General features: G+C 40.0%; 13 protein-coding genes. All 13 read left to right on the plus strand.

Annotation, left to right across the window (positions count from 1 at the left end; genetic code table 11):
* Window positions 1-4 precede the first annotated feature (4 nt).
* The gene (gene neuB, locus RTU33_RS12365) at window positions 5-1,078 is read left to right on the plus strand and encodes an N-acetylneuraminate synthase (RefSeq protein WP_312627709.1); all 1,074 of its coding nucleotides are present in this window, start codon (window positions 5-7) and stop codon (window positions 1,076-1,078) included.
* Window positions 1,071-1,718, plus strand: coding sequence for an acetyltransferase (locus RTU33_RS12370; RefSeq protein WP_312627711.1), 648 nt, complete (start codon window positions 1,071-1,073; stop codon window positions 1,716-1,718). Before neuB ends, RTU33_RS12370 begins: the two co-directional genes overlap by 8 nt.
* A 17-nt stretch (window positions 1,719-1,735) precedes the next feature.
* On the plus strand, window positions 1,736-2,791 hold the full coding sequence (locus RTU33_RS12375; RefSeq protein ID WP_312627713.1) for a nucleotidyltransferase family protein: 1,056 nt from the start codon (window positions 1,736-1,738) through the stop codon (window positions 2,789-2,791).
* On the plus strand, window positions 2,788-3,474 hold the full coding sequence (locus RTU33_RS12380) for an acylneuraminate cytidylyltransferase family protein (RefSeq protein ID WP_312627715.1): 687 nt from the start codon (window positions 2,788-2,790) through the stop codon (window positions 3,472-3,474). The genes RTU33_RS12375 and RTU33_RS12380 overlap by 4 nt, the downstream gene beginning before the upstream one ends.
* Complete coding sequence (locus RTU33_RS12385) at window positions 3,474-4,676, plus strand: oligosaccharide flippase family protein (RefSeq protein ID WP_312627717.1); 1,203 nt, start codon at window positions 3,474-3,476, stop codon at window positions 4,674-4,676. Before RTU33_RS12380 ends, RTU33_RS12385 begins: the two co-directional genes overlap by 1 nt.
* Before the next feature lie 2 nt (window positions 4,677-4,678).
* Window positions 4,679-5,641, plus strand: a complete 963-nt coding sequence (locus tag RTU33_RS12390; protein ID WP_312627719.1) for a glycosyltransferase family 52 — start codon at window positions 4,679-4,681, stop codon at window positions 5,639-5,641.
* Window positions 5,638-6,810 carry a hypothetical protein gene (locus RTU33_RS12395; protein WP_312627721.1) on the plus strand — a complete coding sequence of 391 codons (1,173 nt, stop codon included), beginning with the start codon at window positions 5,638-5,640 and terminating at the stop codon, window positions 6,808-6,810. The genes RTU33_RS12390 and RTU33_RS12395 overlap by 4 nt, the downstream gene beginning before the upstream one ends.
* Window positions 6,807-7,958 (plus strand): glycosyltransferase family 4 protein, encoded by a 1,152-nt coding sequence (locus RTU33_RS12400; protein ID WP_312627723.1) that lies wholly within the window; start codon window positions 6,807-6,809, stop codon window positions 7,956-7,958. The genes RTU33_RS12395 and RTU33_RS12400 overlap by 4 nt, the downstream gene beginning before the upstream one ends.
* Complete coding sequence (locus RTU33_RS12405; protein WP_312627725.1) at window positions 7,948-8,943, plus strand: glycosyltransferase; 996 nt, start codon at window positions 7,948-7,950, stop codon at window positions 8,941-8,943. Before RTU33_RS12400 ends, RTU33_RS12405 begins: the two co-directional genes overlap by 11 nt.
* Window positions 8,915-9,850: a glycosyltransferase gene (locus RTU33_RS12410; RefSeq protein ID WP_312627727.1), complete on the plus strand. Its 936-nt coding sequence runs from the start codon at window positions 8,915-8,917 to the stop codon at window positions 9,848-9,850. Before RTU33_RS12405 ends, RTU33_RS12410 begins: the two co-directional genes overlap by 29 nt.
* An 8-nt stretch (window positions 9,851-9,858) precedes the next feature.
* On the plus strand, window positions 9,859-11,013 hold the full coding sequence (gene glf, locus RTU33_RS12415; RefSeq protein WP_312627729.1) for a UDP-galactopyranose mutase: 1,155 nt from the start codon (window positions 9,859-9,861) through the stop codon (window positions 11,011-11,013).
* Between the two features lie 125 nt (window positions 11,014-11,138).
* Window positions 11,139-12,545, plus strand: a complete 1,407-nt coding sequence (gene gndA, locus RTU33_RS12420) for an NADP-dependent phosphogluconate dehydrogenase (protein WP_312627731.1) — start codon at window positions 11,139-11,141, stop codon at window positions 12,543-12,545.
* A gap of 221 nt (window positions 12,546-12,766) precedes the next feature.
* Window positions 12,767-13,933, plus strand: a complete 1,167-nt coding sequence (ugd, locus tag RTU33_RS12425) for a UDP-glucose 6-dehydrogenase (RefSeq protein WP_312627733.1) — start codon at window positions 12,767-12,769, stop codon at window positions 13,931-13,933.
* Window positions 13,934-13,942: the final 9 nt, after the last annotated feature.

Consider the following 13,942-nt stretch of genomic DNA (forward strand, 5'->3'; position numbering starts at 1 on the left):
CTCTATGACGCTTATCATTGCTGAAGCCGGTGTAAATCACAACGGTGACGAAAAACTCGCATTCCAACTTGTAGATGCTGCCTATAAGGCCGGGGCTGACATTGTAAAGTTTCAGACATTCAAGGCAGTAAACCTTGTTACCGCTGAGGCCGTTCAGGCCGATTATCAGGTGGTTAATACCCAAAAGCAGGAATCGCAGCTTGCAATGTTAAGCCGGCTTGAACTTTCGTGGGAAGCCCATCATAGATTAATCGACTATTGTAACCATCTTGGGATTGAATTCCTTTCAACGGCATTCGACTCTGAAAGTCTGGCATTTTTGGTGAATGAGTTAGGCCTTAAAAGGCTCAAATTGCCATCAGGAGAATTAACAAATGCTCCTCTCATCCTCGAGCACGCTCGTACAGGTTGTGACATCATAGTCTCGACCGGGATGGCAACATTGTCCGAAATTGAGGCTGCATTGGGTGTCATCGCATTTGGCTATACTGCTAGCCTCAATGTACAACCCGGGGTTGATGCTTTTCAGCAAGCCTATGCTTCAGAGGAAGGCCAAAAAGCTTTGAGGGAAAAAGTATTTATTCTCCATTGCACTACTGAGTACCCTGCGCCGATGGAAGAGATTAATCTTCGTGCAATGGACACTTTGGGTCTTGCTTTTGATCTCCCTGCAGGCTATTCGGATCACAGTGAAGGGATTACAATTCCCGTCGCAGCTGTTGCACGCGGTGCTAAAATTATCGAAAAGCACTTTACGCTTGATAAAAATATGGAAGGGCCAGATCACAAAGCTTCACTTGAGCCTCATGAGCTTGCTGAGATGGTACAGTCTATTCGCAAGGTTGAGAAAGCATTGGGCAGTGCTGTGAAAGCACCTACCGTGTCAGAAATTAAAAATAAAAGCGTTGCAAGGAAAAGTCTCGTAGCTTCCCTCACTATCAATGAAGGGGAATGTTTTACGAATGAGAATGTGGCGATCAAACGCCCAGGAACCGGTATGTCCCCATACTTATACTGGAATCTCCTGAATAAACCTGCCAGTAAGTCCTATAAGCCTGGGGATCTTATTAGTGAATAATGCTGATAGGCAAAAAAACGTCATCCTTATTGGTGGTGGTGGCCATGCCAGCGTTATTGCTGATATATTGAAACAGCAACATCGCGATATAAAAGCTATTGTCAGTACCGTTGATGTCTCATCACGACGCATTTTTGATGGGATAGATGTGCTCAGTCATGATGATGACATCGCGAAATTTGACCCCAAAAAAGTATCTTTAGTTAATTGCATTGGCGTATTACCTGGCTCTGGTATAAAAAAAACAGTTAACGAAAAATATTTAGCTAAGGGATACGTTTTTGAAACGGTCGTTGCGGATGGCGCCTATGTATCCCCTTATGCTGTCCTGGCTCCCGGAGTGCAGGTGTTCACAGGTGCAGTCATTCAGGCTGGTGCTGTGATTGGGAGCCATACAGTTATTAATACAGGAGCTATTATTGAGCATGATAGCAGAATTGGCTCCTACAATTTCGTCGCGCCACGGGCTGTGATTTGTGGTCAGTGCGAAACCGAAGATGATGTATTCGTAGGTGTTAATGCAACGATCATTCAAAATATTCGGCTTGGAAAAGGGACAGTTGTAACAGCCGGTGCTTTAGTTACCAGGCATACATTGCCGGAACAAAAAGTTTACGCACAACGGTCCGTCCTGCGATAAAGCAAAAGAAGGTTAAAATGACACAGCATTGGAAGAATATATTAATTAAACCAGAATGCACGGTACGTGAAGCTTTAGAAATTATCAATAATGAAGCATTGCGTACGGCATTGGTTGTGGATGATAAATGCCGCTTAGTCGGTGTAGTCACCGATGGAGATATTCGCAGGGGGCTACTGAATAATTTACCTCTGAGCGCAGAAGTTAACAATGTAATGAATAAAAATCCAATTACTGCTGCTGCGAATATTACTCGGAAAGAGCTCCACAGAATCATGACCAGTAAAGGGATTCTCTCTATTCCAATCATGCAGGATGGTGTAGTCATTGGCCTGGAAACTCTTAGCAGCACGACCATTGAATCAGTACTTGAGAACCCGGTTTTCATTATGGCTGGTGGGTTCGGGACTCGCTTACGCCCCCTTACTGATACTTGTCCGAAACCAATGCTGAAAGTTGGTGGTAAGCCAATCCTGGAAATACTGCTTGAACAGTTTCTCAAAGCTGGATTTAAGAACATTTATATTTCTACGCATTACATGCCTGAACAAATAACAAATTATTTTGGAAATGGAAGTTCTTGGGGCGCCAATATCACATATGTCCATGAAGAAATTCCGTTAGGAACGGGAGGGGCGCTTGGTCTATTGCCTGAAAACACGCCTGAACTGCCATTACTAATGATTAATGGTGATGTGCTTACCACCGTAGACTTTGAGCGGTTACTTGATTTCCATAATAAGTACCAGCCAAAAGCAACAATGTGCGTCCGTGAATATGATTACCAAATTCCTTACGGGGTAATCAATGGAGATGGGCATCGCATCATTTCCATGCAAGAAAAGCCTATTCAGCGATACTTTGTCAATGCTGGCATTTATGTCGTAAGCCCTGAGCTTTTCAAAAATGTTCCACGACAACAAAAAATAGACATGCCAACCTTACTTGAGCAAGAAATTGCTAAAAAAGAAGATGTGATTATGTTCCCTATTCATGAATACTGGCTGGACATTGGCCGTATGGATGATTTTAATAAGGCGCAATCAGATATAGTTGGATTGAATATAAAATGAGTTTGAAAGTGCTAGCAATAATACCTGCTCGAGGTGGGAGTAAAAGGCTTCCGGGTAAAAATAAAAAAATGCTTCATGGCAAACCGATGATTACCTGGACTATTGAGGCTGCAATGAATGCCTCGGGGATTTCAACGGTGTATGTGAGTACTGATGATCCTGAGATCGCCGAATTATCAAGAGCTGCAGGAGCTCTTGTACCTGAATTAAGACCAGCGCATCTATCTCAAGATGAAACGAGTACAATTGATGTAGTAAAATACATTTACGGCAAAAACCCATGCTATGATGCAATTGCAATATTGCAGCCTACTTCGCCACTCCGAACTTCAGCGGATATAGAAAATGCAATTTCATTATTCATAAAGAATAAAGCATCCTCTGTTATATCGATAACGGAATGTGAACATAAAATAAGCTGGAGTAACTATTTAGATAATGATCTAAATTTAGATGGGTTTCTTAGTCAGGCATATTCTGACCCGGATGGAAGGGTTGGCTATCGTTTGAATGGTGCTATTTATCTATTTGACGCAAAGAAATTGGATAGTGATGCGTTTAATTTCTATGACAAAAATGCTTATGGCTACCTAATGGATCGAGTGAGTTCAATTGATATAGACTATATTGAAGATTTCGAATACGCTGAATATTTATTGCAAAAAAAAGCTAAGGCACAATAATGAAAGTCAAATCAGTCCGAGGCTTGAGCGCTTTTTTTGTAGGAGAAATGCTTTCTAAAGCACTGCCATTTTTGCTATTGCCTTACCTTACACGGGTCCTTGATCCTGAAGCTTTTGGGCAACTCAGTTTGTTTATGGCTTTATCTGGTGTATTTATAATCGCTGTGAACTGGAGTTTTGAAGGAGCGATTTCTCGTTACTACTACAGATATGGCTCGAGGAATTTTACAAATCTTATAATCCTGTCGATAGGTTTGATAATTCTTCTGGATGCTATTTTTTTTGCGATTGCTTATGCATTTAGTCAAAAAATCATTCTTTATGCAATAATATGTGCTGGAGTTCAGTCAATATACAATGTTCTGAGCTCAGTTCAGCAATGCCAAAAAAAAGTGAGAAACTATCTGATATTGCAGTTGGGGAATTCAACTATATCGGTTTTTTGTACAGTTGCATTCATAGAAATATTAGGTCATGATTATATTTTTAGAGTGTTATCTATTATCTTGGGACTACTTATATCCATATTGATAGCCCTACCACTGTCATTAAGAACTGTTTATTGTAAATTTAATTATAATACATTGAGGTTGAATTTTTTATATTGCTTTAGCTTTGGTTTTCCACTTATTCTTCATCAAGCAAGTTTATATGTCAAAGGTCAACTAGACAGACTTTTAGTTGCTCAAACTTATGACCTCTCTTCTTTGGCATTTTATTCCGCTGCCTATCAGGTTGCCAGCATTTCTCTGATTGTTATCATGGCTTTAAATAAAGCAGGAGTTCCATATTTTTTTGAGGCTTGCAAGAAAAATATTTTTAATGGTAGAACAATAAGAAAATATTTTATCCGTATTTTGCCTCTTAGCCTTATTCCTGGCGTTATTTTGTTTTTTATTCCTGACGATGTTTACTCTTATTTCTTGGGGGAAAACTATGCTCATATATCAGTGATGGTAGCATTATTTACACTAGGAATGGGAATACAAATACCTTATTTGTTGCTTGTTAATTATTTGTTTTATCTAAGCGAAAATAAAAAAATAGCGTTTTGTACTATCATTACAAGTGTAGCTCATATTGGGATTGTGCTGGTGTTAAAAGAGATAAGTTTAACAGTGCTGAGTGCATCTTTGATTTTATCTAATTCTGTATGCGTATTGCTGTTATATGGACTAATCTGTAACAGAGGTGAGGAATAGAAATGGATTTATTTATATGCTTCACCCCTCTACAGTCATTAATTGCTAATCAAATCTCTAGTAAATCTAACCTTCCATCTTCACTATTTTATTATACTGACACTGATAACAAAAAAAATAGATACTACTATCAGAGACTATCCAGAGAGATGTGTATATCTGAGTATTGTAGTCAACCTTTCAGCTTAAGCTTACTGTTAAAACTTTACATATTTGCAAAAAAAATACAAAAAATCAATAATATATATTTGGGCAGCATTGATAACCAGATTGTTCATTATCTATTATCCTATTTGGATTTTAAACAAATAATCACATATGATGATGGCACAGCAAATATCACTCGAGATTCCTTGTTTTATAAAAATATAAAATTGTCAAAATTTAAGATGATATTACACTTCATTTTTGGTAGGCGATATTATCGTGATAGAGTAGTCAACGAGTCTCAAGTTCATTATTCGATTTATAAAAACAGGGAAAATATAATTGACAAAGTGGAGTTTATTCCATTGTTTGATGCTTCGATGATTGATTTCAAACCTCAAGGTAAAACAGTTTCTATTTTCTTAGGAACAGTTTATCGGGATATTGTGATTAGATCAGAATATGCAGGTTTATTGGAGACGTCAGTACTCTCATTTTTGCATGGCATAGAAGATATTTTATATTTACCACACCCCAGAGAAGAAAGTAGTGCGTTTTCTCAATATATAATCGAAAGCGAAAAAATTGCAGAGGATATTATTCTCGGTTATTTGGGTGCTGGCTATGTTGTAGATATTTATGGATTTGGAAGTAGTGCACAATTTAATGTTCTCAATGTGAACGGCATCAGATGCTTTATTTGTATTAGTGATCTGGTCAACACTGTTATTTCTGACCTATGTAATGAGATCATCGATCTTGGAGCTTCACCAATACTGTTAGTGAATGCATGTGAGCATGTTGAGGATCTCAAATGAATCTAAGCGTTAAATCGTTTAAAAATAAAAGCATACTATTCGTTGCTATTGTGTGGGCTTTGCTCGTTCCATCAACATTATTCGAGTTAATAGGTCTGCCTGGGATTGCTATATCGTTATTACTAATGACGTTTGCGGTCGTTATATGTATAAGCAACAAAGTAAGCATTACCCTTTATTTTTTAATTATATTAATAACTATAGCTTCCTTTATATTGATCTTTAAATGGTCAGATGTAAGGTATCTAGTAATCCCAGTATCAATTGGCCTCTCCTTTTTAGTGATTGCGCTATTAAATGGTGACGGTTTAAATATATTTATTAGCATTAGTTCCCGCGCATTATTGTTCATTCTTATTGGGTGCTGGATTGGATTTGTTATTTCACTGTCAACTGGCGGGGCCGAGATAAAGTTATTTAATGTATTCGGCAGGGATTATTTTTTTTATCTGACTACCTTTACCGTAGTAAAAGACAATGAGTTTATACGACCCTCTGGAATCTATCTTGAGCCTGGGCATCTAATTTGGATATTATCTAGTTTGCTTTGCATTCGACGGGTAAGACAAAATAATCTCAAAATGACAGTTGTTCTTTTATTGCTTGGATATATTACGTTTAGTTTAGCATATATTATCTTTTCTGCTTTTTTCATTCTAAGCCTTTTAAATATACGCAATTCTCTGATTACGTTTGTTATTGGAATTCTGTCATTTACTGCTATTAGTTTTTCTCCCGTAGGGAACTATACACAGCAATATATTTATGAGCGTTTTCAGAGCTCCAATGACGGTGGTGCTATTAAAGGGGATAACCGTAGCTTTAGACTGTTAAACGCATACGATATCCTCCAGGACGATCCGTCAGTTCTAGTCTTTGGTATCAAATCGAGATGTTATTTTGAACCTGATTCCTGTAAGCAAGAGTTAGGGCTTTATGGAGAGAACCCGCTAACTCCTCTTGTTGGGTTAGGTGCGGTTAATTCAATTATCTACTATTATGCTTTGTTTGCAATATTAGCTCTTGCAATAAGATATAAAGAGTTATCGTTAATGATGGCAGTTGGAATTGTTGCCATTTACGCACAGCAGCCAATAAATTTGCAACTTGGATACTCGGTCTGGCCTTTGTTGCTGTTGCATTGCATGAAAAAAAGGATCCTTCCATGACGAAGATTGTGTATTTCATTCCATCTTTATACAAAGCGGGTGGGATGGAGAGAGTTCTAACTACCAAAATTAACTATTTCGTCGATAATTTTGAAGATCTTGAAATATCGATAGTTATGAATTCCAATCAAGGGCGGGCTCCTTTTTATCCTTTGGATCCTAGGGTTGAACTTGTTGAATTAAATATTGATTTTTATGAAGGTAATAACCCTCTTAAAAAGATTTTAGGTTATCTGTCAAGACAATCACAGTATAAAAAGAAAGTACAGGCTTGGCTAAACGAGAATGAAGCAGACATCTGTATAAGTTATTTTGGTCGTGAAATTGATTTTTTCCATAAGTTGACTGGTGATTTCAAGCGAATTGGGGAGTTACATTTTTCCCGAAACTACAGGAAATATATTTACTCTTCAATAAGTAATAGTCCAATTTATAAAATGCTTTCTTATTTTCGTGACCGACAACTTTTACGCAATGTGAAGTATTTAGATAAGTTAATTGTTCTGACTAAAGCGGATAAGCAGTCTTGGCTTGATGACGGCATAAAAAATGTTGACTATATTTATAATCCAAGTCCATTGTCACCTAGGCTCCGGGCGAATATTGAATCTAAACGTGTAGTTGCTATTGGGAGACTTGTCGAACAAAAAGGCTTTGATTCTCTCTTGCGAATTTGGAGTAGGGTAGCTGAAACCTTTCCTGACTGGAGTTTGACTATTTATGGTGAAGGGCCTTTAGCGACCGAGCTTGAATCTCAGATAAGAACGAATGGTATCTTTAATGTGCACATAAAGCCATTTGTGAGCGATATTGAAAAAATATATGAGAATGCATCGATTATTGCCTCTAGTTCAAATTTTGAAGGGCTTCCAATGGTATTAATTGAAGCGCAGAGTTCTGGGGTGCCATGTATAGCTTATGATTGTCCTTGCGGCCCTGTGGAAATAATCGAGTCTAATAAAAATGGATATGTTGTAGAGCTCCGTAATGAAAATTTGTATGCCGAAAAATTAAAATCGATGTTGTCTAATAAATACCTATTAGTTGAGTTTTCTGAACAAGCATTGAAGAGTTCGTTACAATATTCCATAGAAAATATATCAGCTCGCTGGATGAAATTGTTTCAAGAGGTTAAGTATGGGAATTAAATATTCTGTAATTATGCCTTGCTACAATGCTGAGGCTCATATTGAGTCTACATTAGACAAATTCCAGAATGTAATTCATGATCGAGATGATGTTGAGCTTGTTATAGTTAATGATGGTTCAAGTGACAAGACGCTGGAGCTGATTAACCAGAACTTTACTCCATATTTGAAGTTGATCACTATCGATAATCAAGGTGTGTCAAATGCGAGGAATGTAGGGATGGATGCAGCCGTCGGGGAATATATAATGTTCCTTGATTCGGATGATTACTACGAGCGAAGCATATTTGAAAGTCTTGATTTGAATTTGTCGAATGCTGAAGTACTTTTGTTTGGATATCAGACTGTATTGAATGATGGTGATGTAAGAAGAAAATATTCTTACTCAGATCTCAATTGCATTGATTCGTTTCAAGTATTGTCATTTCTCTTTGAAAAAAAAATACCCGTACATATATGTGCGACTGTTATCAGAAGAGAGGTGATAGAATCAAATAATCTACTTTTCAATGTAGATGTCCACCATTGCGAGGATCTTGAGTTTATTATTAAAGCTCTAGCCTCTGTATCGCTGATAACAGTATCAAGCAATATTCTATATAACTATGTAGATCAACCGAATTCAGCTGTTAATCAAGTCGTTGATTCTAAGCAGCTTACAAAATTTCACGTTTTTGAGGTCAGCCTGCCGTCGTTTATTCCTGTAAGGTCATACGCTTATTATGACTATTATGTACTGAGTGTATACTTGCTTTTAATGCTAAAAGTGTTGAAGCAAGGTGTAACAAATGATTCTATTGTCAGGGAAGTTAACAGGTTATTTAAACAAAAAGTTAGTAAAGATATAGTTTATCCGATGGGATTAACTCCTCTTAAAATAAGAACCCTTGTTATTATATTTAAGCTCATATCATTTATTAAAATTTTCACTTTTACAAAAAAAATTCGAGACTTACATGCATTCAAACGAACTCTCAAAAAGTAATGTTGCCCTTGTTCTAGTAACATATAATCGTTCTCAACTATTATCCGAAGCGCTGGTTTCAATTGCTCAGATGAGCATCCTTCCTGATGCTGTGTTTGTTATCGACAACAATAGCAATGACAATACTACTGAAGTTGTATTGACGTTCAAAAATGAATTTCCTGATTTGAATGTAACATATCACAATACAGGATATAACGCGGGTGGTGCTGGAGGTTTTCGTATTGGTAGTAAACTCGCATGGGATGCAGGATATGATTATATATGGCTTGCGGATGATGATATTGAAATGGATCGGCATTGCTTAGAATATGCTCTGCCACATTTAAATCAGAATACAATTATACAGCCTATGAGATTCAATATTGCTGATAAATCGTGTGCGGAAATATCTGCTGTTATCTATGATCTGAAAAATCCATTTTATTTGAGGCCTAAAAGACAAACGGTGGTTGATATATATAACTCCGAAACTTCTGAATATGTGATTAGCTCAATTCCTTTTGAAGGGCCGATTATTCACCGTAGCGTCTTTGATAGGGTTGGCTTCCCTGATGAAGCATTCTTCATTTTCAATGATGACCTTGATTTTGCATTGAAAGCCACTGAGCAAAAGATATTGATTAAATGTATATCTGAAAGCAAAATTTATCGTAAAATACCTTTTACTCAGTCAGTTGCTCTAAAATCATGGAAAGGCTATTTTATGTTTAGAAATTATTTTAGAATTCAAAAAACTTATGGTGTCAAGCCTTATATTTATTTTAGAATCGTTACTGTGTTTGTCATGGCTTTACTACACTGTTTAGCCAAGTGTGATTTGTCTGGTGCGAGAATGTTAATCGATGCATTCAGGGATGGTATGTCTAAAACATTTCGTCTGAATAAAAAATATTTGCCGAGTTAGGAGTTTTTATGTCTTGTATCGCGGTTGTTGGTTCTGGGTTGTCTGGTGCTGTAATTGCTCGAGAATTGGCCGAAAACGGATTTGATGTTATTATTTATGAAAGCCGTGAACATATTGGTGGTAATTGCTACTCGAAAAGAGATGAGCATACAAATGTAATGGTTCATACTTATGGGCCTCATATATTCCATACGGATGATTCTGAGGTATGGGAGTATGTAAATAAATTCTGCACTTTCATGCCTTATGAAAATAGAGTGAAAGCCGTGACTGGAAATAGAGTTTTTTCGCTTCCTATAAATTTGTTGACCATTAACCAATTTTTTAATAAAACTCTCACGCCTAATGAAGCCAAGGATTTTATTCGTAGCAAGGGTGATTCCAGTATTGGAGAACCTCTGAATTTTGAAGAGCAGGCTTTGAAATTCTTAGGTAAGGAATTGTATGAGGCGTTTTTCAAATTTTATACCATTAAACAATGGGGAGTATCTCCAACTGAATTACCTGCAAGCATCTTAAAAAGACTTCCTGTTCGGTTTAATTATAATGATAACTATTTCTCTCATCGCTATCAGGGCATGCCAAAAGATGGTTATGAAGTTCTTTTTGAAAATTTAATTGATCATCCTAAAATAACTTTACATATTAACACTGATTTCAGTCAGTCAATGATGGAATCACAATTTTATGAACATGTCTTCTACAGTGGTACCATTGATGGTTTCTTTGAACATAAACTAGGACGCCTTGGATATCGTACGCTGGATTTTATTACCGAGCGTCATCATGGCGATTATCAAGGGTGCGCAGTGATGAATTACTGTGATAATTCGGTGGACTATACTCGTATAACTGAGCATAAGTATTTCTCTCCGTGGGAACAACACGATGATTCTATAGTATATAAAGAATATAGCCGTGCATGTGAGGAAGGTGATATTCCATATTACCCAGTTCGGATGGTTAAAGAGAAAGAGATGTTAGTGAAATATCATACTCTTGCGTCTATGCTCACTAATATAACTTTTATCGGAAGGCTTGGGACTTATCGATATCTGGATATGGATGTTACTATTCGTGAAGCCTTGGATACTGCGAAGCTTTTTATCCAATCGAGAAATGGTAGCAATAAAATGCCCGTTTTCGTTAAAGAGATACTCTAATCGCATTTTTTCCAGTTAACTTTGGCTTCTTTTTAGTTCCCTTGGATTCATTTTGAGTTAACATCTTCCCCACATTCCAAGCCGCGCGCACCCTGCGCGGTGACCACACCTGACAGGAGTATGTAATGTCCAAGCAACAGATCGGCGTCGTCGGTATGGCAGTGATGGGGCGCAACCTGGCGCTCAACATCGAAAGCCGTGGTTATACCGTCTCCATCTTCAACCGCTCCCGTGAAAAAACTGAGGAAGTGATTGCCGAAAATCCTGGCAAGAAACTGGCTCCTTTCTACACGGTGCAGGAGTTCGTCGAGTCTCTGGAAACACCACGCCGTATCCTGTTAATGGTGAAGGCGGGCGAGGGCACGGACAAAGCCATCGAATCACTCAAGCCTTACCTGGATAAAGGCGACATTATCATTGAAGGCGGCAACTCCTACTTCCCGGACACCGTTCGCCGTAACCGTGAACTCTCAGCGGAAGGCTTTAACTTCATCGGTACCGGCGTTTCTGGCGGTGAAGAAGGCGCACTGAAAGGCCCATCGATTATGCCTGGCGGTCAGAAGCACGCGTATGAGCTGGTTGCCCCAATCCTCACCAAAATCGCTGCTGTGGCAGAAGACGGTGAGCCATGCGTGACCTATATCGGTCCTGACGGCGCGGGCCACTATGTGAAGATGGTTCACAACGGTATCGAATATGGCGACATGCAGCTGATTGCTGAAGCTTATTCTCTGCTGAAAGGCGGCCTGAAGCTTTCTAACGAAGAGCTGGCTCAGGTCTTCACTGAATGGAACAACGGCGAGCTGAACAGCTATCTGATTGACATCACTAAAGATATCTTCACCAAGAAAGATGAAGAGGGTAAATACCTGGTCGATGTGATTCTGGATGAAGCTGCTAACAAAGGCACCGGCAAGTGGACCAGCCAGAGCTCTCTCGATCTCGGTGAGCCGCTGTCTCTGATCACCGAATCCGTATTCGCTCGTTATATTTCTTCTCTGAAAGAGCAGCGCGTTGCGGCTTCTAAAGTACTGAGCGGTCCTCAGGCGAAACCTGCAGGTGATAAAGCTGAGTTCGTTGAGAAAGTGCGTCGCGCCCTGTATCTGGGCAAAATTGTTTCCTACGCTCAGGGCTTCTCTCAGCTGCGTGCTGCTTCCAACGAGTACAATTGGGATCTGAACTACGGCGAAATCGCGAAGATCTTCCGCGCAGGCTGCATCATTCGTGCCCAGTTCCTGCAGAAAATCACCGATGCGTATGCTGAAAATGCAGGTATCGCGAACCTGTTGTTGGCACCGTACTTCAAGAAAATTGCTGATGATTACCAGCAGGCGCTGCGTGACGTCGTGGCCTATGCCGTGCAGAACGGTATTCCAGTTCCAACGTTCTCTGCCGCTATCGCTTACTACGACAGCTACCGTGCGGAAGTTCTGCCTGCCAACCTGATTCAGGCGCAGCGTGACTACTTCGGAGCCCACACGTACAAGCGTACTGATAAAGAAGGTGTGTTCCACACCGAGTGGCTGGATTAATCTCAATTAATCCTCTGCGATAAAAAAGGCCCGGAGCTTGTCTCCGGGCCTTTTGCATTCGAGTATTCGAAGTAGTCTGAATGTCGCCTCAATCAGGCACCGATCGAGGCCCTTTGCCTTGACAGCCCTGCAATGCAAAAGGTACAACCCTCAACAGTTTTGATTATCGTGGTGGCGAGAGTGCGCCATCTCTACCCGTTAACTGAAAAAAGTTGCGTCTAATGAAAATTACAATTTCCGGTACCGGCTACGTTGGCCTTTCAAACGGCATTCTGATTGCCCAGCACCACGAAGTGGTGGCACTGGACATCGTGCAGTCCAAAGTTGATATGCTTAATCAGAAGAAGTCGCCGATCGTCGATAAAGAGATTGAAGAGTACCTGGCGACCAAAACGCTGAATTTCCGCGCTACAACGGACAAGGAAGATGCCTATCGCAATGCAGATTACGTCATCATTGCCACCCCAACCGATTACGATCCGAAAACCAACTACTTCAATACCTCCAGCGTTGAGTCGGTGATTCGCGATGTGACTGAAATCAATCCAAACGCGGTGATGATCATTAAGTCGACTATTCCGGTTGGCTTTACCAATGAGATTAAAGAACGTCTCGGTATCGACAACGTCTTTTTCTCGCCAGAATTTTTGCGTGAAGGGCGTGCGCTGTACGACAACCTGCATCCATCACGTATCGTGATTGGTGAACAGTCTGAGCGCGCAAAACGCTTTGCCGCGCTGTTGCAGGAAGGGGCGATCAAAAAAGATATCCCGACGCTGTTCACTGATTCAACCGAAGCAGAAGCGATTAAGCTGTTTGCCAACACTTACCTGGCGCTGCGCGTAGCTTACTTCAACGAGCTGGACAGCTATGCGGAAAGTTTGGGACTGAACTCTCGTCAGATCATCGAAGGCGTGTGCCTGGATCCGCGAATCGGCAATCACTATAACAATCCATCCTTCGGCTACGGTGGTTACTGCCTGCCGAAAGATACCAAGCAGCTGCTGGCAAACTACGAATCTGTGCCTAACAACATCATTGGCGCGATTGTGGATGCCAACCGTACGCGTAAAGACTTCGTTGCGGACTCCATTCTTTCCCGTAAGCCGAAAGTGGTGGGCGTTTATCGTCTGATCATGAAGAGCGGTTCGGACAACTTCCGCGCCTCCTCTATTCAGGGGATCATGAAGCGAATCAAGGCGAAAGGCGTGCAGGTCATCATCTATGAGCCCGTGATGCAGGAAGATGAATTCTTCCATTCCCGCGTGGTGCGTGACCTGGATGCATTCAAGCAGGAAGCGGACGTCATTATCTCCAACCGTATGGCGAAAGAGCTGGATGACGTGGCGGATAAAGTGTATACCCGCGATCTGTTTGGCAATGACTGATACATTATC

The sequence above is a fragment of the Scandinavium sp. genome (assembly GCF_032012665.1).
Lineage (GTDB): Bacteria > Pseudomonadota > Gammaproteobacteria > Enterobacterales > Enterobacteriaceae > Scandinavium.

Coding starts and splice junctions, on each gene's coding strand:
- neuB (WP_312627709.1), top strand. CDS start 5: ATGACGCTTATCATTGCTGAAGCCGGTGTAAATCACAACGGTGACGAA.
- RTU33_RS12375 (WP_312627713.1), top strand. CDS start 1,736: ATGACACAGCATTGGAAGAATATATTAATTAAACCAGAATGCACGGTA.
- RTU33_RS12380 (WP_312627715.1), top strand. CDS start 2,788: ATGAGTTTGAAAGTGCTAGCAATAATACCTGCTCGAGGTGGGAGTAAA.
- RTU33_RS12385 (WP_312627717.1), top strand. CDS start 3,474: ATGAAAGTCAAATCAGTCCGAGGCTTGAGCGCTTTTTTTGTAGGAGAA.
- RTU33_RS12390 (WP_312627719.1), top strand. CDS start 4,679: ATGGATTTATTTATATGCTTCACCCCTCTACAGTCATTAATTGCTAAT.
- RTU33_RS12395 (WP_312627721.1), top strand. CDS start 5,638: ATGAATCTAAGCGTTAAATCGTTTAAAAATAAAAGCATACTATTCGTT.
- RTU33_RS12400 (WP_312627723.1), top strand. CDS start 6,807: ATGACGAAGATTGTGTATTTCATTCCATCTTTATACAAAGCGGGTGGG.
- RTU33_RS12405 (WP_312627725.1), top strand. CDS start 7,948: ATGGGAATTAAATATTCTGTAATTATGCCTTGCTACAATGCTGAGGCT.
- RTU33_RS12410 (WP_312627727.1), top strand. CDS start 8,915: ATGCATTCAAACGAACTCTCAAAAAGTAATGTTGCCCTTGTTCTAGTA.
- glf (WP_312627729.1), top strand. CDS start 9,859: ATGTCTTGTATCGCGGTTGTTGGTTCTGGGTTGTCTGGTGCTGTAATT.
- gndA (WP_312627731.1), top strand. CDS start 11,139: ATGTCCAAGCAACAGATCGGCGTCGTCGGTATGGCAGTGATGGGGCGC.
- ugd (WP_312627733.1), top strand. CDS start 12,767: ATGAAAATTACAATTTCCGGTACCGGCTACGTTGGCCTTTCAAACGGC.